At 38.7% G+C, this 19,423-nt stretch carries 16 protein-coding genes; 13 read left to right on the top strand and 3 right to left on the bottom strand.

Annotated elements, in window-relative coordinates; translation table 11 throughout:
* The first annotated feature begins 440 nt into the window (after nt 1–440).
* The 4 genes from ACFG4S_RS12410 (at nt 441) to ACFG4S_RS12395 (ending at nt 3,220) form a co-directional block, all read left to right on the top strand.
* Complete coding sequence (locus tag ACFG4S_RS12410) at nt 441–1,331, top strand: DMT family transporter (RefSeq protein ID WP_392535087.1); 891 nt, start codon at nt 441–443, stop codon at nt 1,329–1,331.
* Nucleotides 1,332–1,564: 233 nt separating this feature from the next.
* Nucleotides 1,565–2,218, top strand: a complete 654-nt coding sequence (locus tag ACFG4S_RS12405; RefSeq protein ID WP_392535086.1) for an HAD family hydrolase — start codon at nt 1,565–1,567, stop codon at nt 2,216–2,218.
* Between the two features lie 5 nt (nt 2,219–2,223).
* Nucleotides 2,224–2,610, top strand: coding sequence for an oxalurate catabolism protein HpxZ (hpxZ, locus tag ACFG4S_RS12400; RefSeq protein WP_392535085.1), 387 nt, complete (start codon nt 2,224–2,226; stop codon nt 2,608–2,610).
* Between the two features lie 31 nt (nt 2,611–2,641).
* Nucleotides 2,642–3,220, top strand: a complete 579-nt coding sequence (locus ACFG4S_RS12395) for an O-methyltransferase (RefSeq protein ID WP_392535084.1) — start codon at nt 2,642–2,644, stop codon at nt 3,218–3,220.
* 86 nt (nt 3,221–3,306) lie between these two features.
* Here ACFG4S_RS12395 and ACFG4S_RS12390 read toward each other — a convergent pair whose 3' ends face one another.
* Nucleotides 3,307–4,680, bottom strand: a complete 1,374-nt coding sequence (locus ACFG4S_RS12390) for a hypothetical protein (protein ID WP_392535083.1) — start codon at nt 4,678–4,680, stop codon at nt 3,307–3,309.
* A gap of 425 nt (nt 4,681–5,105) precedes the next feature.
* Here ACFG4S_RS12390 and ACFG4S_RS12385 point away from each other — a divergent pair, with 425 nt between their 5' ends.
* Entirely contained in the window at nt 5,106–5,603 is a 498-nt protein-coding gene (locus ACFG4S_RS12385) for a GNAT family N-acetyltransferase (protein ID WP_392535082.1), read from the top strand.
* 22 nt (nt 5,604–5,625) lie between these two features.
* Here ACFG4S_RS12385 and hisC read toward each other — a convergent pair whose 3' ends face one another.
* Nucleotides 5,626–6,681, bottom strand: coding sequence for a histidinol-phosphate transaminase (gene hisC, locus ACFG4S_RS12380; protein ID WP_392535081.1), 1,056 nt, complete (start codon nt 6,679–6,681; stop codon nt 5,626–5,628).
* 75 nt (nt 6,682–6,756) lie between these two features.
* On the bottom strand, nt 6,757–7,236 hold the full coding sequence (locus ACFG4S_RS12375) for a beta-lactamase hydrolase domain-containing protein (protein WP_392535080.1): 480 nt from the start codon (nt 7,234–7,236) through the stop codon (nt 6,757–6,759).
* 303 nt (nt 7,237–7,539) lie between these two features.
* Between ACFG4S_RS12375 and ACFG4S_RS12370 the strand changes: the two genes are divergently transcribed.
* From ACFG4S_RS12370 to ACFG4S_RS12335, 8 genes are all read left to right on the top strand, one after another.
* Nucleotides 7,540–8,061 carry a GNAT family N-acetyltransferase gene (locus ACFG4S_RS12370; protein ID WP_392535079.1) on the top strand — a complete coding sequence of 174 codons (522 nt, stop codon included), beginning with the start codon at nt 7,540–7,542 and terminating at the stop codon, nt 8,059–8,061.
* Nucleotides 8,062–8,380: 319 nt separating this feature from the next.
* Nucleotides 8,381–14,065: an AAA family ATPase gene (locus tag ACFG4S_RS12365; RefSeq protein WP_392535078.1), complete on the top strand. Its 5,685-nt coding sequence runs from the start codon at nt 8,381–8,383 to the stop codon at nt 14,063–14,065.
* Nucleotides 14,066–14,797: 732 nt separating this feature from the next.
* On the top strand, nt 14,798–15,109 hold the full coding sequence (locus tag ACFG4S_RS12360; RefSeq protein ID WP_392535077.1) for a hypothetical protein: 312 nt from the start codon (nt 14,798–14,800) through the stop codon (nt 15,107–15,109).
* A 209-nt stretch (nt 15,110–15,318) separates the two neighbouring features.
* The gene (locus ACFG4S_RS12355) at nt 15,319–16,215 is read left to right on the top strand and encodes an acyl-ACP desaturase (protein WP_392535076.1); all 897 of its coding nucleotides are present in this window, start codon (nt 15,319–15,321) and stop codon (nt 16,213–16,215) included.
* Nucleotides 16,209–16,574 (top strand): holo-ACP synthase, encoded by a 366-nt coding sequence (locus ACFG4S_RS12350; protein WP_392535075.1) that lies wholly within the window; start codon nt 16,209–16,211, stop codon nt 16,572–16,574. The genes ACFG4S_RS12355 and ACFG4S_RS12350 overlap by 7 nt, the downstream gene beginning before the upstream one ends.
* Nucleotides 16,575–16,577: 3 nt before the next feature.
* Complete coding sequence (locus tag ACFG4S_RS12345; RefSeq protein WP_392535074.1) at nt 16,578–17,039, top strand: acyl-CoA thioesterase; 462 nt, start codon at nt 16,578–16,580, stop codon at nt 17,037–17,039.
* Nucleotides 17,036–18,691 carry an AMP-binding protein gene (locus ACFG4S_RS12340; RefSeq protein ID WP_392535073.1) on the top strand — a complete coding sequence of 552 codons (1,656 nt, stop codon included), beginning with the start codon at nt 17,036–17,038 and terminating at the stop codon, nt 18,689–18,691. Before ACFG4S_RS12345 ends, ACFG4S_RS12340 begins: the two co-directional genes overlap by 4 nt.
* An 88-nt stretch (nt 18,692–18,779) precedes the next feature.
* Complete coding sequence (locus tag ACFG4S_RS12335; protein ID WP_392535072.1) at nt 18,780–19,064, top strand: hypothetical protein; 285 nt, start codon at nt 18,780–18,782, stop codon at nt 19,062–19,064.
* The last annotated feature ends 359 nt before the right edge of the window (nt 19,065–19,423 follow it).

The following is a 19,423-nucleotide window of genomic DNA, read 5'->3' as shown; positions in this document are numbered from 1 at the left end:
GGACTAAAGTCCTTAGTACAAACATGTATGACGATCAAAATTAACGAAACAGACTACTAGAAAAAGTTAAATGCTGCTAAGTTCTGAGCGCCTAGTTTTGGCGTTGAGAACTTTTTTCCATCCAGAACACAAGAAAAAATGTCGGGGAGCATCACAATGCAAGCTTAAATCTTTTCCCTCACCCCCAGCCCCTCTCCCAAACATGGGAGAGGGGAGACATAATTCTAGTTCCCCTTCTCCCATCTTTGGGAGAAGGGGTTAGGGGATGAGGGCTATCAAGGTTTTTGCACATTTAGGATGCTCCTAAAATGTCGTGCTTTCAATTAAGATAAGAACCGCTATAAAATCAGGTCTCAAGAAACCTTTTTAGTATTTTGGGCATTCTGACGGTTCTTCTATCCGCTTTTCTCTTATCGTTTCATAACATTACTGTCCGAGTTTTGTTTTCAGAACATCTGGTGCTGGGTTTATTTTTACTCGGTGGATACGTTCAACCAAATTTGCAGAATTCATTCTTGCTGATGTTCATGCGAATGCTGCTTGTGGTTCCACTCATGGCATCTTTAGCCGTTAAACTATATCCATCTGCTTTTAAAGAATTTCAAGAGTTGTTCACTCGTCAGCGCCGGAATATTTTGATCCAAGCGTTGATCTGTGGAGTACTGATGTTTGTCTACATTTCGTTGATCTACATTGCTATTGGCTTAATTCCTACTGGAATTGCTACGACCCTTTTCTTCACTTATCCTGTGTTTACAGCTCTGCTGTCTTGGAAGTTTTTTGGCCAACGTCCCACATTCTTGCATTGGCTGGTGATGGGGATTATTTTGGTGGGCTGCGTTCTGACGATTCCCCAATCTTCTACCCCTGATAGTAATCATGTCATTGCGCTCGGCATTTTAGCCAGTGTTACTTCTGGGATCGTTTACGCCTTTTATTGCGTCATCGCCCAAAAATGTTTGGAAAATTTGCATCCAGTTCCCTTCACCTGGATTAGTTTTGCTTCCACTTTATTACTCTCCGGTGTTAGTTTACTGTGGGAGCATCCCACTACCCAACTTGAATGGACACCCTTGTGGATTGGCAGTATCTTTTCCGGTTTAATCACCTTTATCGGGCACACTCTCAACAATGTGGGGATTCGGATGATTGGTGCAACTACCGCATCAATAATCGGCTCAAGCAGTCCAGCTTTGACGGCCATAGTTGCGTGGGCAATAATTAGTGAGACTTTAAACTTAACTCAAAGTGTGGGCATTGCTGTTGTCACATTCGGAATTGCTTTGCTTAGTGGAAAAGGCTTTTTTCAATCATTCAAAATTAAAAGGTAAATTGTGAACTGGGAATCGGGCATTGGGCATTGGGGACTTTTAAAATACTTTATGTAATACTAATTATCTCAAAGAAAGCTACAGATATATTGCTAATTACGAGTTAGTATGATATGGCAGTTTGCAAGTAACTGAGGTACAAAATACAGAAATTAAAATCAAACACAAACAGTTTCTAACTCCTGCCTCAAAACCCGTAACTTTGTACTTCATGCAAAAGAAAAATGCTGTCTATGATTTCCTCCACGATCCTTTTTGATTTAGACGGGACTCTCACAGATCCTAAACTTGGTATAACTCGCTGCATTCAGTATGCTTTATCTGAACTCGGCTACAAACCACCTGATGTTAATGAATTACATTGGTGTATTGGCCCACCACTAAAAGATAGCTTTTCCCAGTTACTAAAGACTTTAGATGATACTGTAATTCAACAGGCCATTTCAGTGTATCGTCGTCGCTTTGCTACCATTGGATTATTTGAAAATTACCTTTATCCGGAAATTCCAGAAATCCTAAAAGCAATTCGTTTTGCTGGTTATAAAACTTTTGTCGCAACTTCTAAACCATATATTTATGCTACACAAATTATTAAATATTTTGGCTTGTCGTTGCTTTTTGATGGGGTTTATGGTAGTGAACTTGACGGAAGTCTAAGCATCAAAGGGGACTTAATTCAGCATATTTTATTAACAGAAAATCTTTCACCATCTACTGTGATTATGGTTGGCGATCGCTTACATGACATAATTGGAGCTAAACAGCATCATATTGCATCAATTGGCGTTACCTATGGCTATGGAACTGAGGAAGAGTTGAAAGCTCATGATGCTGATTTTATTGCCCATTCTCCAAATGACATTTTAAAATTACTTGAGATTTTCTAACAACAATGACTCTAGTAAACGATCCTGATGTTGTAGCGGAAGTGACTGATTTGTATCTTAAATATGAAGAAGCTCTTTCTAATAATAATTTAGAGGTGATGGATAGCTTATTTTGGGATGCGCCTGAAGTCGTGCGGTTTGGAATCACAGAAAACCTTTATGGCGGCGACGAAATTCGTAACTTTCGCCAGAATCGATCAAACCCGAAAATAGAACGGGAAATCTCGAATCTGAAGGTTGTAACCTTTGGGAATGATACAGCAACCGTGACTTTAGAATTTCGCCGGACGATCGATGGTATAGAGCGTTTTGGACGACAAAGCCAGACGTGGTATAGATTTTCTGAGGGATGGAAAGTGGTTTCAGCACATGTTTCATTATTGCCATTGTGATGCTACGAAAAGTTTTGGTGAAGAAGTAGATATGACAACTTATCCCATCGCTTTTAGTCCATCATTAGTCCAACAGGCCGAATCCTTAGCCGGACAACTTGAGTTTACCCAATCCTCGATCCCAGAAGTTGGTCGTTTGTTGCACGTTCTCACCAGCCACATTACACAGGGTCAAATTGGTGAAATTGGTAGTGGATGCGGTGTTGGTGCAGCTTGGATTGTGAGCGCATTACACTCAGATAGTACATTCATAACGATCGAGAGCGATCGCCACCTTGCCAAAGTCGTGCAACAGCTATTTGCAGATAAGTCTAATGTCCGCGCACTTCAAGGCGACTGGCGCGATTTGCTTACCCATGCACCCTTTGATTTGTTATTTGCGGATGGCGGAAAAGCAAAACTCACAGAACCTCAGACATTGATTACAGCACTCAAGCCTGGAGCCTTCATCTTACTAGACGATCTCACACCCGAAGAATACTGGCCTCCAGAATGGCAAGGACGCACAGATCCAATCAGGGAATTTTGGCTCAAAGATCCTCGGATTGCTGCCACAGAAATCCGCGTGACAGCAAAAAATTCAGTGATTCTAGCAACACGTATTCAATGAATTTCAAATGACAGTGGTTTTAAGAGAAAATGCACAAAAATTATTCTCTCATTGCAGCCATCACCCAGGCCGTTGCCGCTTAATATTTACCAAAAAGCTTTGGCTGTCGGTCCTTGTAAGATATCAGGGTTGTTTGAGCTTTTCCGTCTTATTTGACGGGAAGTAATTAGAGCGATCGCTAGAAAATTCACGTTTTTAATAATAGTTGATAAATTAATTTTCCTATGAGCTATCAATGCTCGTAAAAAATCTAGTGATTTTGTGATAGTAAACCAAGGAAATCCATCATCTACTATTGGACTAATATTGTGTTTACCGTAACGTAACTCTAAACCTTTACAGCCAGAATTCCATCTATAAATTTGCTCCATCCAAGCACTTTTTAGAGAACTATTCATAGTCATCTCACCTATCTTCGGGGATCTATTTATAGAGACAACTTTCAATAATATATCAGAGGCAAAACCAGCATGATGAGCTAATATGCTAAGATGTACATCTTCAACTCGTATACCTGGATATCTTTCACTAATTATCAGTAACAAGCTAATCATTGCATCTGTTCTTGCAACAACACCGCCTCCAGGGTTCCACTTATAACCAGAGAATCTACCATGTACGACATTTAGAAATAACTGGATAGGAGGTACTTCTTGACTAAAGTCAGGTAAGAGAATCTCCATATTATCCAGCATAGCTTTTTGATAAACCACAAATTTATTGCGTGTACTTATAATATCAATCTGTGGCGTTTTTTTTAACTCATTAACTATTAACATCAAGCCATTAGTATCTAGCTTTGACTCAATTGCTTGATTTTTGGCTTCCAGTAAAAACTGAGTTTCCGCATCGAAAGCGACTACAATCTCAGGAGGTGTCCATCCATTTTCTATACTTTTTAATAGTAATGAGCCATAAATATCACCTAGTATTCTGATTTTACCTGAAGAATGTAAACTAACTTTCTGGTGAACAAAAAATATTCTATGCTGAAAATATTCAGGATAAAGATTCGATAAATAATAAGGTTCGCCTGTGCATTCTACATTGTCAAATATTTTAGCTGAAATATTATTTTCTGGCTTTGCTTCCGTATACAAGTGAATAATTTGGACTTTTGGCAATAAGCTCAAATATTCGATTACTTTTGGACATTCAAAACCATGATTCATTCCAATAATGATATCTGCTTTCATTCCCATATCAGCAATTTGTTCAATGATTTTGGGAATAGTGTAAGGTAAAAAACTGTCGGCTTTATTAGCAGCAGCTACTACTCCTAATATTCTTGTATTATCAAAAGTATTTTTGGTTTTAGAGACGATCCATTCTCGACAATTTTTAACAGCTTCAATATCTGAATTTAATACGCTATCTTGTTTACTCTTTAAGAGAATATTTTGCTTTTTAAAAGATGGGATTTGACTAACAGAGGTTCTCAGAAATGTATCTAGAAACATATCTTAACAAACTTCTAAAAAATGTTTGGGCTTCATTATTTCTAGCTGTTTTTTCAATCCAGAACAGTAGTTGTCCTAACATTTTATCAATATAGTAATCATATTTGATTTTTGAATAAAATTAGGTATTGTAAGATGCGTTAGCCATTTCATGTGACCGAGTTTTTGATATTTATGATGCAACTTAGGGACTATCGCCGGGAATATCCGAGCAAATCCTCGAAAAATACTAAGCTGATGCGCCTCTAAAGTATATAAACACTCTTGATGGTCGTTGACTGTTAACCGTTAACAGTCATCAGTCATCAGTAATCAGTCATCAGGTAAATGTACAAATTAAATGCGTAACAGCTTAATAAGCACTGAAATGCTTACTACACAACAGACAAAGATAAATTAGACAATAGCTAAACGAGGATTCACCAATGATATTGGAAACTCAACGCTTATTGCTCCGGGAAATGGAGATTTCTGACCTTGACGCGCTACTGCTTGTTCTCGGCGATGCTGAGTCTATGCGCTACTACCCAAAGCCATTTGACCGGGAAATGGTGCAAAAGTGGATTGACCGGCATCGCCACAACTACGTGCAGCACGGCGTTGGTTTGTGGGCGATGGTTCTCAAGACGACAGGCGAGGTAATCGGCGACTGCGGACTGGTTTGGCAAGAGGTTGAGGGACGCCAAGAACTGGAAATTGGTTACCATGTCCGCCTAGACCAACAAATGCAGGGTTATGCAACTGAAGCTGCATATGCTTGCCAGGACTACGCTTTTAAAGTGCTGGGTCAGCATCGCGTTATCTCGCTGATTCGTCCAGAGAATATCCCTTCTCGGCGCGTTGCTGAGAAAAATGGTCTCAAAATCGTTCAGGAGACTGTATGGCGGGACATACCACACTATATATATGCTGTAGAACGCTGAAAAATTTAACTTCTGGCAAAAGTCAATTCCTTAGCAAATAAATTAGTGCCTCGACTAAAGTTTGATTTTGCTCATCGGTACCAACAGTAATGCGTAATTTATCTTCTAGTCCTGGCTGATTGAAGTAGCGGATTAAAATTCCCTGTTCCTTGAGTTTTTGATAGAGATATTCGGCGTTCCTTTTTGGAGGCTGTGCCAGTAAAAAATTTGCTTGGGAATCCCAAATATGAAAACCTAACTGTTTCAAGTCTATTGCTAGCTGATTCCGCGATGCTTTAATTTTTGCCACACAAGCATTTTTATAAGCTTGGTCGGTAATTGCAGCCGTTCCAATTGCACAGGCGATCGCATCAATGTTATAGCTATCTTTGACTTTAAACAATCCCTGTAACAGTTTGGGATTCCCCACCCCAAATCCCAGTCGCAACCCGGCCAACGAGTATCCCTTAGAAAGTGTCCGAATCACGATCGCGTTTTCATATTCCTTTACCAAAGCTAAGGCATTCTCTTCGGTAAAATCTACATATGCTTCGTCAATCACTAAAACTCCAGATAAGTGGCTAGCTAGTTTTCGCAGATCGTCTGTTGCCACTACATGCCCTGATGGACTATTAGGTGACGCAACGAATGTTACAGATCCATTAACAGCAATTAGTTCTTCTAGCGGTAAACTGTAATCATCGCTGTAAGGAACCTCAATAATATCCGCAGCTTGCATCTGAGTTAATGTGCGATATAGCACGTAAGTCGGCATCGGATAGACTACCTTCCGTCCAGGCTCTGCACAGGCTCGAATTACTACACTCAATAACTCATCACTGCCATTTCCCACAATCAGCCAATCGCTAGGAACTCCTAAAACTTGACTAGCAGCTTGCCGGAAGTCCCCCCCGAAAGGTTCTGGATATCGCCGCAACCACTCACCATCGATATTTTGCAACACAGCTAATGCCGCAGGGGAGGGAGGATAAGGGTTTTCGTTGCTGTTGAGTTTGATAATCTGTGTACCGCGTTGAGGCTGCTCGCCAGGAACATAACTAGCCATTGCATCAACATTGGAGCGGAAATACTTGGTCATGCTAATTCATAATTGTCCAATCCATCATTATAAATAAAGAATCCCCTCGCTTGAGCTATGGGGAAAACGTCAAAATTAGCGATCGCTAACAGTTACAGCTACTTTCGCATGTTTATTAACATAGTCCACAAATAGTTGCTTCAATCGGGAACTAACACCAGCGTGTTCAAAAAACCCAAAGCCCACATTCCGAGCCTTTGATAAGGTTTGCTCTGGTGTTAATCCCTCTTGGATAGCGATACTCAACAGCGCAATTCCAGTCGATCGCATCCCTGCTGCACAATGCACAACTGCTGGTTTCGGAATTTGTTCGAGTGTTGTCAATATTTTGGTAATTAGCTCTTCATTCAAGGCTTCTAGCTTGAGTGGCACATTCGTATAGTACAGCCCCAATGCTTCTGCTACCCGTTGCTCATCTTGGGAAAATCCCAATTCATCAGGCGATCGCAGATTTAAAACCGACTTAAAACCTTCTTGGATAGCTTGCTCGAGCTGTTTTGGTATGACTTGTCCTGTGGTTGTCAAGTTTTCGTTAATTTGTATGGCGTTGATCACATTCACTCCTTTGAACTTTCTTATGTCTTCTAGCTTGGTAAATCGTCTAACAAGTGAGCTTTGAGAAGATATTTCTACAATCAAAACTAAATCCGCCAAATTCCGAGACTAACCAAGCGATAACTTCTGAATTTGACTTTTGAGAGTTGATTATTTTATTGCTCTATCTATAATATACGGTTTATCGATAGACTTAGTGATGATTAAAATATATTATATGTTTTCACGATAAAGTTACCGTAGTTTATATTTTGATCAAAGAAAATCCAACAAGCATATAACCTAGATGCCAGCCTTAAAACTATGATTGCAAAGGAAATATCTCTTCGACCTGCTAATGAAACAGATGCGTGGGTGCTGAGTGCAATTCATATTGCTGCTATTAAAGCTCTTCCTGAAACTTTCTACACTCAAAAAGAACTTTTAGCTTGGCGTAATAATCGTAACCAGCCGGATGGTTCAAATATCTTCAAAAATATGAAAGTGGAATCTTTCTGGGTTGCAGTAGAGGGAGATGTTGTTATGGGTTTTGCTAGTTTCTTTGTTGATGAACTGATCGCGCTATATGTCCATCCTAAATATCAGGGTAGAGGTATTGGCCGGGCTTTAGTTGAACACTTTTGCAATGAAGCAAGCGATCGAGGTATAGATAAGGTAATAACAACAGCTAGCCTTTATGCTGAAGGGTTTTATTTGCGCCTCGGATTTACTGCAATCCAAAAAGTACCTCATTATTTAAGAAGTGGGGTAGTTGTTCCAGTTACTAAGATGAGTAAAACATTAGCTACTGCTCAGGAAACGGTATACAAAGATGGTATACAGTGATTTCAGCCTCGCTAAAGTTAAAAATCATTTTAGGGACTTCCAGAAAATAAATTATCCCATTTTCATAGTGGCAGATTCTTTCTCCTCTGCTTCCTCTGCCTCCTCTGCTTCATCTGCATACACAACGATGGAATATTTTTTTACTTGGAAATTGATCCCAGCCAGTAGTCTGAGATCAATTTCCAAAAGCAATAATTAATACTTACCTTTTAAGTAAAATATCGTATATATACAAGAACCGCTCAAAGATTGATGATACGAATAGCTAATTGCCGGGAATACTAAAGACATACAAACCAAACTATCAAAACAAGTAGTTATGTCCGTGATTTTGGATACCGTTATTGATTTTCCCAGCTATCGTATTACTGAGCAAATCTACTTGGGTAGCAAAACTATTGTTTATCGCGCTATCACAGAACAAGATCAAAAACCCGTCATTATCAAACTGATACGGAATGAATATCCTAGCTTCAATGAATTTGCCCAATTCCGTAATCAGTATACAATCACCAAAAACCTTGACCTTCCTGGCGTCATCAAAACCTATAGCTTAGAAAATTACCACAACGGTTACGCCATAGTTATGGAGGACTTTGGTGGGATTTCTCTTCAGCAGTGGATGGAGAAAAACACCGATAAAGAACTCACTAATTCCTCATTACCTATTCCTGATTTTCTTGATATTGGCATTCAAATAACCTCTGCCCTTGACGGAGTGCATCGCTCCCGCATCATTCATAAAGACATTAAACTTGCCAATATTTTGATCAACCCCACCACAAAAGAGATCAAAATTATTGACTTCAGTATCGCCTCCCTTTTGCCAAGAGAGATTCAATGTCTCACCAATCCCAATGTTTTAGAAGGTACGCTATACTACATTTCTCCAGAACAAACTGGACGAATGAATCGGGGGATTGACTACCGCACAGACTTTTATTCCCTCGGCGTCACCTTCTTTGAACTCCTCACAGGACATTTACCCTTCACCGCTACTGACTCAATGGAGTTAGTTTACTCTCACATTGCCAAAGAAGCACCAAAAGCCAGCCAAGTTAATTCTAAAATTCCGCCAATATTGTCTGAAATTATCAGCAAGCTAATGGCTAAAAATGCTGAAGATCGCTATCAGAGTGCTTTAGGTTTAAAGTATGACTTAGAAAAATGCAAACAACAGTGGCAAGAAACTGGTAATATCGATTCATTTGAGTTAGCAACTCGGGATATATCAGACCGTTTTCTTATTCCCGAAAAACTTTATGGTCGTCAACGGGAAGTAGAAACTTTACTCGCTGCTTTTGAACGCCTTGCTAACCCCTCTGTATCGCTGATGAAGGAATTGAGAGGGGTCGAGATGATATTGGTCGTTGGCGATCCTGGTGTTGGTAAAACTGCTGTAGTCAACGAAGTTCACAAACCCATTGCCCGTCAACACAGCTACTTCATTAGAGGAAAATTTGACCAGTTTCAACGCGATATTCCTTTTTCTGCGTGGGTAGAAGCTTTTCGAGATTTAATCAGGCAAATATTGTTAGAATCTGATGCTGAAATTCAATTATGGAAAACCAAGATTTTGGCGGTTTTGGGCGCTCAAGCTCAAGTCATTATTAATGTAATTCCTCAACTAGAACAAATAATTGACAAGCAACCTGCAGTTGATGAACTGTCTAACAATGCTGCTGAAAATCGGTTTAACTTATTATTCCAAAGATTCATCCAGGTTTTTACCAGCAAAGATCATCCCTTGGTCATATTTTTAGACGACTTGCAATGGGCAGATGCTGCCTCTTTAAAATTTATCCAATTACTAACAACTTCTATTAAATCTCCTCTGCTGGATTCTATTAAGTTGGAGGATGCACGAGAGTATGAGGTAGAAGAAATAGGTAATAACGAGGACAGTTTATTATTGATTGGTGCATATCGAGATAATGAAGTCTCTAGAACACATCCACTATATTTAACAATCAATGAAATTGAAAAAAATAGAGGAGTTATTCATACCATAACACTTGGATCGTTAAATCACAGTGATTTAAATTTCTTGATTGCTGATACTCTTCATTGTACTGAAGTCATGGCTATTCCTTTGACTCAAATAGTGGTTGCCAAAACGAAAGGAAATCCCTTCTTTACCAATCAATTTCTTAAGTCTTTATATGCAGAAAAACTAATTAATTTCAATTTTGATATTGGTTACTGGCAATATAATATTTCAGAAATAATGAAGTTGCCGCTTACAGACGACGTTGTAAAGTTTATGGCTATACAACTAGAAAAGTTGCCTAAGCATACCCAAGAAGTCCTTAAATTAGCAGCGTGTATTGGTAATCAATTTGACCTGAGAACACTATCAATTGTGTACGAAAAGAATGCAATAGATACCGCTTCCGATTTGTGGATAGCTTTACACGAAGGATTAATTATATCTGAAACTGAAGACTATAAGTTATTTATTGAAGATGCTAATCAGTTGTTGATAATAGGTGATGAAAAGCAATCAACTCAATTACCAAAATATAAATTTGTCCACGATCGAGTCCAACAAGCTGCTTATTCACTAATTCCTGAAAATAACAAACAATCAATTCATCTAAAAATTGGAAAGTTATTATTGAAACAAATTCAAACTCATGATTTGGAGGAAAATATTTTTTCTCTGGTCAATCAGTTCAATATAGCAATACATTTAATCACCAATCAGGCAGAAAGTGATGAACTCGCGGCGATGAATTTAATTGCTGGACGTAGAGCATTAGCTTCAACAGCTTATGTAACAGCAATTAAGTATTTAACTACTGGTATCGAACTATTAAAAGATGATAGTTGGGAGAGAAAATACGATCTGACTCTATCTTTATATGAAACAGCAGCAGAAGCGGCATATCTAGCTGGCAAATTTGAACAAATCGAGCAATTTGTCCAAATAGTTTTAGCTTGTGCTAAAACACTGGTGGAAAAAGTCAAAGTTTACGAAGTAATTATTAAAGCTTATGCAGCACAAAACCGAACTCTTGAAGCTGTCAAAATTGCTTTAGCTGTTCTTAAGGAGTTGGGAGTTTACTTCCCTGAAAATCCCTGTCAATCTGATGTGCAATTGGCAATGCTAGAAATAACAGCAGATTTGACTGATAAGTATATTGAAGACTTAATTGATCTGCCAGAAATGGTAGAAGCTCAACAATTAGCAGCTATGCGTATTTTAACTATTACAGGTATTTTTTCTTATCCAGTTGCTCCAGAGCTATTCCCGCTGGTTATCTTGAAACAAATTGACTTATCGCTTAAATATGGCAATGCCCCTTTGTCTGCTCACGCCTATGTTAATTACGGATTAATACTTTGTGGGGCAGTAGCAGACATTGAATCTGGTTATAAATTTGGCAAGCTGGCTTTATGCCTGGTAGATAATTATAACTTCAAAGAAGTAAAAGCTAAGATAATGATGGTATTTTATGGTGCTATCAAACATTTTAAAAAACATACAAAGGAAACATTACAGTACTTACTAGAGGCTTACTCTATAGGACTAGAAACTGGAGATTTAGAATTTGCAGCCTTTTCCCTTTACAATTATTCTTCTTATTCCTATTTCATTGGCAGTGAACTGACGGGACTGGAATTGCAAGTAGCAAGCTACGGTAATGCCATTAGTCAAATCAAGCAAGAAAGAGCTTTTTCCTGGAATGCTATTTATCACCAGACACTGTTAAACTTGCTCGAAACTGGGGAAAATCCTTATTGTTTAATCGGTAATGCATACGACGAAGAGAAAATGCTACCGATTCATCTTGAAGCTAAGGATGGAAATGGACTTTTATATCTATATTTCTGCAAGCTTCAACTAAGTTATCTATTTCAAGAGTTTACACAGGCAGTTGAAAATGCTGCATTGGCAGAAAAGTATTTATATGCTGGTGTAGGAAATCTCGTTTTTCCTCTCTTCTATTTTTACGACTCTCTCGCACAAATCGCGGTGTATTCTGATGCAGAAGAGTCTCAACAAAACGAGATTATTGATAGAGTACAAGCCAATCAAGAAAAGATGCATCATTGGGCAAATAATGCTCCAATGAATTATTTACACAAATACTATTTAGTAGAGGCAGAAATAAATCGCGTTTTTGGGAAATATCTAGAAGCAATGGATGATTACGATCGCGCTATTGCTCTTGCTAGAGAAAATGAGTACATTAATGAAGAAGCTCTTGCTAACGAACTGGCTGCTAGATTCTATCTAGAACGCGGCAAACAGAAGATAGCCCAAACTTACCTCACTGATGCATATTACTGTTATTTGCGCTGGGGAGCAAAAGCCAAAGTTGACGATTTAGTAAAACGTTATCCCCAATTAGTTACTCCTATTCTCCAACAAGGCCAACTAAGTTCATATACCAGTGAGAAAAGTAGTTTTTCTCATCACACAAGTTTGTCTACGCAAAATAGTCATCAAACAGTAGTTAGCTCTCAGAGCAATATTTCTGAATCTTTAGATTTGACTGCTGTGATTAAAGCCTCACAAGCACTTTCTGGAGAAATTGAACTGGAGCAGTTGTTATCTACTTTAATGAAAGTAGTGATGGAAAATGCAGGAGCTTCCAAATCTGCTTTAATGCTCAACCCAGGTGATGATTTGGATTTAACGGTGACTGCTATTAGTTCAAATTCAGCTTTGGCATCTATCTATACAGAATTCCCTGCAATTAGTCTTTCTTCTAGCTATGATCTGCCGATCGCTTTGATTAATTATGTCAAACGCACAAAGGAAAGATTTGTTATTGATGATGCTAAGATGGATGGGTTTTTAGCAAATGATGGCTACATTCTTCGCGAACGTCCCAAGAGCGTGTTATGTATTCCGATTATCAATCAGGGAAAATTTCTTGGTATATTGTATCTAGAAAATAATTTGACAACACGAGCGTTTACACGCGATCGCCTAGAACTTTTACAAGTAATTACTACCCAAGCGGCAATCTCTCTAGAGAACGCCATTCTCTACAAGGATTTGGCACAAGCAAAAGAACGCTTGGAGGAGTATAGCCATACTTTAGAAGAGAAAGTTGAACGCAGAACACAAGAACTAAACGAGAATAATCAGCGCTTAAAACAAGTAATAGTGGATTTGCAAAATGCCCAAACACAACTGATTCAAAGTGAAAAAATGTCTAGTTTGGGGCAAATGGTAGCGGGAATTGCCCATGAAATTAATAACCCTATCAACTTTATTCATGGCAATATTACTCATACACAAGAGTACGTGCAAGATTTATTAGAGTTGATTGGTATTTATCAGCAAGAACATCCCAACCCCTCTGCTGAAGTTGCTGAAAAGTCTGAAGAAATAGATCTAGATTTCTTAGTACAAGACTTACCAAAAGTTTTGGATTCTATGAAGCTAGGTACATCGCGTATCCGCAATATTGTTTTGGGCTTACGAAACTTCTCCCGCTTAGATGAAGCTGAAATGAAGCCTGTAGATATTCATGAAGGCATCAACAATACTTTGATGATTCTACAACACAAATTTAAACTAAATAATGACCGTCCTGAGATAGAAGTCATCAAAGAATACGGAGATTTGCCAGAGGTGACTTGTTATGCTGGTCAGTTAAATCAGATGTTTATGAATATTCTAAGTAATGCAATCGATGCGTTGGACGCTCGGAATAGAGAATGGAGTATGAAAAATGGGAACAACCATCGATTACAAGTTCCTAAAATTCGTATCTTAACTGAGTTAGCAGATAAGAATACTGTCAGGATTCGGATTGCGGATAATGGTCTTGGTATTAACGCTGATGTGCAACAAAAAATCTTTGACCCATTTTTTACTACCAAGCCAGTTGGGAGTGGCACAGGACTAGGATTGTCGATTAGCTATCAAATTATTGTAGAAAAACACAAAGGAAAGTTGTTCTGTGAGTCTACACCAGGAGAAGGAACTGAGTTTGTGATTGAAATTCCGATGAAATATTCAGGAGTGCTGAGTGCTGAATAAACCCATCAGGGCAAACGCATCTCAATATAGTACACCTATACTAAGAAGCTAAGAAAGGTAGCGATCGCTGATGAGATGGAGGTTGAGTAATGAGGTTTTGATGATAAAGTCATTCTAGAAGTAGAGGAAAGCCCCTAAAAAAGCGTGAAGCTCAAGCCGAAAATTACGATTGCTGACCACTTTGCCCTAATGGAAGACCCAAGAATAGACCGAGATAACAAAATTAAGAAACTTAGTAATTAATTTCTTACCAATAGTCGTCACAATTCCTGTATAGCAAGCTTCTGGAGAGCCAGTGCTGTGCAAGCTCATTGCGATGTCGCCACCTGGATAGGATTTTTAAGTAATTTTGCTGATGAAATTAATTTCAAATATAAATTACAGAAGTTAGAGAAATTCCGTATTTTTCGGATGCTATTTAGATACTTTATGAGTAACGATTAATAGGGAGTATTAGCAAAATCAGACTGTTGGCTTAATTGCTGTTGTGTAGATTCTGGTGTATTCATGTTCTGATATATCAATTACCAGTATCAGGAGATCCAAAAGTGCGACACCCGTGACAAGTGGGCAAACTCTGAGCAGCAACGTCAATAAAGACTGAACTGTAAAATAAATGTCAAGCTTCAGTAAGGTTTTGTTAAACAATGCGAAAAATAACCTTTTGAAAAAGGTTTATTTAATATGAGATTTTGCTACTCACTCGGACGTTTAACAAAGGAGTTAATTAGCGTGAAAGATTATATTTGTCAGCTTTTTGCAGAGAACGTTAAATTACCATTAGCTGAAATTTTTGAGCATGACTTGACACTTTCAGAAATTGTTGCTCGTTCCGAACAACTTCAGAACAGTATTGATCTCATGGAGGCGTTTGCCAAGATTAGTAACACCATTAAAAAGCAGTATGGAAACGACATCCGTTTACCTGCTTTCTCATTAGATACAAAAATTTCAACAGTATTAGAAGTCTTCTTACAAGAAGTAAATAACCCTCTTGTGTCACTTGCGGAAAACAATAATCGGAGCGAAACTATGAAACTTTGATTTAATAAGGTTTTGAGCTTTTCTTTTCACTTCAGAAACTAAAATTTATAGCCAAAAACTGAGAATTAAGGCTCTCAAAAGCTTTCAGGCATTGGCTTCTCCCAAAGTGATACAGCAGGGATAAGGTGCAAACTTCACCTTAATTAGCTAATAAGCCTAAACAAGATAAAACCTAAAAAATTGAAAAATTGAATTTTAAAAACCTAACTATGGTGAATGCAATCTCTAGAGTCAATATTGTCAACCACTTGTATAAAATTCTAGCTGAACAACGCAGTTGCTTGTTGGATTTAATTTGGGAACAACATAGTTTTCACGAAAAGCGTCGATGGAGCGCTGTAGAAATGATCGATGCGATTGATTTAGAGAATTTAACTGAATTTGATAAAGTGAATATTTGGAATGCTGGAAGAGCAGAATTAACCACCAAACCAGGAGCAGATCGCCTTGCAAGAGTGGCAGATGTTGAATGTCGTCGCTGGCAAGAGTCTAATCCAGCTTTAGCGAGTGTTATGCAAGCTTGCAGTACTTGGAGCCGTTACTGGAACGAGGAAGAAAGCTTTCATGAAAGTACACTCAATCGCTTATCTAACCTGCTTGGTTTAGAAACAGTAAACGATCGAGTTCTAATTGAGTTTCGGAAGATTTTTCCCGATGATGATATGCTCAGAACCCTAGTTTTACTGGCGATTTCTGAGATTACAGCCACAGTTAACTACTCATATTGTGCCAGCGTTGCTCAAGATCCTGGGTTGAAGAAATTGTTTAAGCAGATTGCTGCTGATGAAGCGCAGCACATGACCTACTTCATTAGTTTTGCCAAAGCTCTAGTTGATAGTCAAGAGTACTCCCCCAAAGGAGCATTTGCTGTTACTCATTTGTTTGTTCGTGAAGGTGGCGAACTTTATGGTAGCAAGCGTCAGCATTTAGAACAACGTGATTCCCATGTTAACTGGTGGGACACACTCAAGTACGATATGACAATTCCTGACAATATTGAACGCAAGCAAGGAATGATTTTTTCTGCTCTCAGACAAATTACAGGTATTGAGGTGAACTCAGCGGCGGAAGTTGAACAAAAGTGGTTGGAATTGGTAGGATGTTGATTGGACTAGGACACGATATTCAACTGATAGCCGAATTACAAAAAGTGGAAGCACTCAAAATTCCGGGGATCTTCTTTACAGAAACAGAGTGTTTGTACTTCAGTCAAAGTAAAAACCCATTGCAAAGTATGACGGCTCAATTTTCTGCTAAAGAAGCCCTATTTAAAGCACTGAAAATACCCCCTCAATTCTATTGGACAGATGTAGAAATACAACACAATTCCAGCAAAGCTCCATATTTTCAGTTTTACGGCTCTCTAGCAGAGTATTTTACTTGTCAAAATTGGACTGCTCATATTTCCATTTCCCATAGTGGGAATTATGTATCTACCGTTGTCATCATTGCACTTGGGACATAAGTTGTGCCAACTGTTAAGTTATTCAAGATTATTGAAATGAAGTTTGAACCAGTTAGTCTAACATTGCAAGTACGGCCAAATGACCTTGATAGTTTAGGTCACGTCAATAATGCTACGGTCTTGGAATATTTAGAAGCAGGACGATGGTTATGGCTTGACCACCACAACTTACGTCGTGGTCAGCGCATTCTACCTGTAGTGGCGCGGATTGAAATCAATTATCGTCGGGAAATATTACCAGGAGAAGTTAGAGTAATTACGAAAATAGAAGATACAGAAAAAGAGTATCACTATCAAGCAGTATTTTGCCAAACTGTGGAAATCTTCACTGATGGAACTGCCACTATAGCAGCTGATGCCCGCGTGAAAGTTGGATTCATTGATGCCGTTGAACGTACACTCAAGAGTTTGCCGGATTTTCTTGAGGAAAACAATGCAGCCAAGGCACTAGGAGGTGTGTCATGAAATTGCCTGAAGTAGCACTCATACCAGAGTTACAACTTCCAGTGCAAGAATCGCTCACCATGCTGGATATGATACACGCACTCAAAGACACTGATGCCCAGATCGGTTTGTTCCTTCAGGAAGATCGCAAAGATACTAAGTTCTTACCCTACTGCAATTTTAGGAAGCAGATTACTGCATACATGGCATATTTTCGCTCTCAAGGTGTGACAGTGGGGACAAGGATATTGTTTCCCTTTGAAACTACAGAAGGTGTGCTTATTTCCTTTTTTGCTTTGATTGGACTAGGTGCGATTCCTTTATCGGTCAAACCTTACGGTATAGGTGTATTGAAGGATAGCTATTTAGCTTTTATCAACAGAATTGCTGATTCATACAATGCTAACTTGATTTTAGAAGCTCCTAGCATCAAATCTCTTGATTTTAGCCTTCAACGATTGCCATTACCAAGCACAGACTTTCAGCCCCAGACATCGCCTAATTTTGCCGCTATTACCTCTGGTGATATAGCTTTTGTACAGTTTTCTTCTGGCTCAACTGCTTTTCCCAAAGGAATTCCTGTTACCCACGGTAAGATTGTGGCACAAATGCAGATCATTGCTAACTATGCTCAAAGCAGACAAGGTGATGAAGCAGCAAGTTGGTTGCCTCTGTATCATGATATGGGATTAATAGGTGGCTTTCTTGCACCGTTGTATTGTCGGCTAAATCTGCACTTAAGTACACCAATGAAGTTCTTGATTAATCCTATAGGTTGGTTGAGGGAGCTTTCAGAAAAACAAATTGCGATCGCTGTTATTCCTGATTTTGCTATTAGTTACTGTCTGCGTCGGCTAGAAAACAGCGAAACCGCAGAAATTGCCGATCTCAACTTAGAAAATTTACGAATAGTTTTTAATGGTAGTGAGCCAATTAATATTAAAAATCTATATCAATTTATAGAGATGTTGGCTCCGTATGGATTGCGACCTACAGCTATTAAGCCTTGCTATGGTATGGCTGAAGCTGTTTTAATGGTTTCTTGTTGTCAGTTAGAAGATGTTCTAAGAGTGCTGACACTGGCGAATGGTTGCCAAGCTATTTCATCAGGTAAACCGTTGAGTGATTTTAACGTGCGTTTAATATCTGAAGACGGAACTGTATGTCGTGAGGGTGAAATAGGAGAAATTCAAATCAGGGGAGGTAGTTTGGTTGATGGATATTGGGAAAACGCTCACCTGTTTTATAATCCTGATGGCTTCTTTCCTACTGGTGATTTAGGTGTAATGAGCGAGGCCGAGCTTTTCATTACTGGTAGAATCAACGATCGTTTTAAAATCAACGGTCAAAGCTATTTTGCTACTGATTTTGAACACTGCTTAGAGTCCTTGCCCTTTGTGCAATCAGGCAAAGTTGCTGCTATTCAAGCAGATGAAAATATTATTATTTTGATAGAAACCAAGCAAACTAGTGTGCTAAAAGGAGCAACTGAGTACAAACAGCAAGCAAGTGAGGTAATTCTTAACCACGTTGGTGTGAAAGTTCCAGTAGAACAGATATTTTTTATTCGTCCAGGGTTGTTGGAAAAAACTAGTAGCGGTAAATTGCAACGAAAAAGAATTGCCGAAGCTTATATGACAGGAAAAATCACTCCTGCTGTTTTATGCCAGTGATTTGTGGATTCTCACATTATCTCTCAGCAATCAGGCAACTGTTTGATTTATCGAACCTAAATCAATTCTGATATCGAGTCACACTCAGATGACAAGCTTACCGCCAAGTGGTGATAGTGTGCTGGAGTTTCTGCACTTACAGCGAGAGCAAGCAGTGATAGTGGTGTTGAAGTACAACGTGATGTTGATTAAATCTGGGTTACGGGAGACGATTACGGCGGCGCTTGATGCAACTAATGGGAATATTAGAAAGGTGCAGAACTTGAGCCTTCATGCTGACCCTAGAAGGTTGATGATTTATGACGATAACCGGAATAAAGATTTGTGGGAGATGTCGGAATTATTGACGGGTATGTTGAAGAATTCTGATTGATAAAAGTATTATTTACCATTGTGTATTATTTTATATTTTTTGTATTAAACTATGTTTAATAGTGTCTGTCATACCTGATATTTATCTCGACCGACGTGTGCCTTTCGTAAACGCTATCTTTCATTACTGTTGTCCTGTTATTGTTTCAGCGGGAATTTGGGGTGAACAGCTATTGCAATTATGTATTATCCAAGCGGATTCCAGTTACTCAGCCGTAAATATTGCTCAAAAAGGTGATCCATAACACAGATTTTGACTTGTAATTTGTAAGTCAACATTTCTATTGAAATTGGGGAATTATAAAAGTAGACGATGGATAAGTATAATCAAGCGAATTTTGAAATAATCCCAACGTTGGG

It is taken from the genome of Nostoc sp. C117 (genome assembly GCF_043099735.1).
GTDB lineage: Bacteria > Cyanobacteriota > Cyanobacteriia > Cyanobacteriales > Nostocaceae > Nostoc.
The sequence above is the reverse complement of the archived record's forward strand: the minus strand, read 5'-3'. Positions and strand labels throughout refer to the sequence as shown.

What these genes read in the sequence shown, in the direction of transcription:
- ACFG4S_RS12395 (WP_392535084.1), top strand. Translation starts at nt 2,642, where the DNA reads ATGACAACTTATCCCATCGCTTTTAGTCCATCATTAGTCCAACAGGCC.
- ACFG4S_RS12365 (WP_392535078.1), top strand. Translation starts at nt 8,381, where the DNA reads ATGTCCGTGATTTTGGATACCGTTATTGATTTTCCCAGCTATCGTATT.
- ACFG4S_RS12390 (WP_392535083.1), bottom strand. Translation starts at nt 4,680, where the DNA reads ATGTTTCTAGATACATTTCTGAGAACCTCTGTTAGTCAAATCCCATCT.
- ACFG4S_RS12340 (WP_392535073.1), top strand. Translation starts at nt 17,036, where the DNA reads ATGAAATTGCCTGAAGTAGCACTCATACCAGAGTTACAACTTCCAGTG.
- ACFG4S_RS12335 (WP_392535072.1), top strand. Translation starts at nt 18,780, where the DNA reads ATGACAAGCTTACCGCCAAGTGGTGATAGTGTGCTGGAGTTTCTGCAC.
- ACFG4S_RS12405 (WP_392535086.1), top strand. Translation starts at nt 1,565, where the DNA reads ATGATTTCCTCCACGATCCTTTTTGATTTAGACGGGACTCTCACAGAT.
- ACFG4S_RS12370 (WP_392535079.1), top strand. Translation starts at nt 7,540, where the DNA reads ATGATTGCAAAGGAAATATCTCTTCGACCTGCTAATGAAACAGATGCG.
- ACFG4S_RS12385 (WP_392535082.1), top strand. Translation starts at nt 5,106, where the DNA reads ATGATATTGGAAACTCAACGCTTATTGCTCCGGGAAATGGAGATTTCT.
- hpxZ (WP_392535085.1), top strand. Translation starts at nt 2,224, where the DNA reads ATGACTCTAGTAAACGATCCTGATGTTGTAGCGGAAGTGACTGATTTG.
- hisC (WP_392535081.1), bottom strand. Translation starts at nt 6,681, where the DNA reads ATGACCAAGTATTTCCGCTCCAATGTTGATGCAATGGCTAGTTATGTT.
- ACFG4S_RS12355 (WP_392535076.1), top strand. Translation starts at nt 15,319, where the DNA reads ATGGTGAATGCAATCTCTAGAGTCAATATTGTCAACCACTTGTATAAA.
- ACFG4S_RS12350 (WP_392535075.1), top strand. Translation starts at nt 16,209, where the DNA reads ATGTTGATTGGACTAGGACACGATATTCAACTGATAGCCGAATTACAA.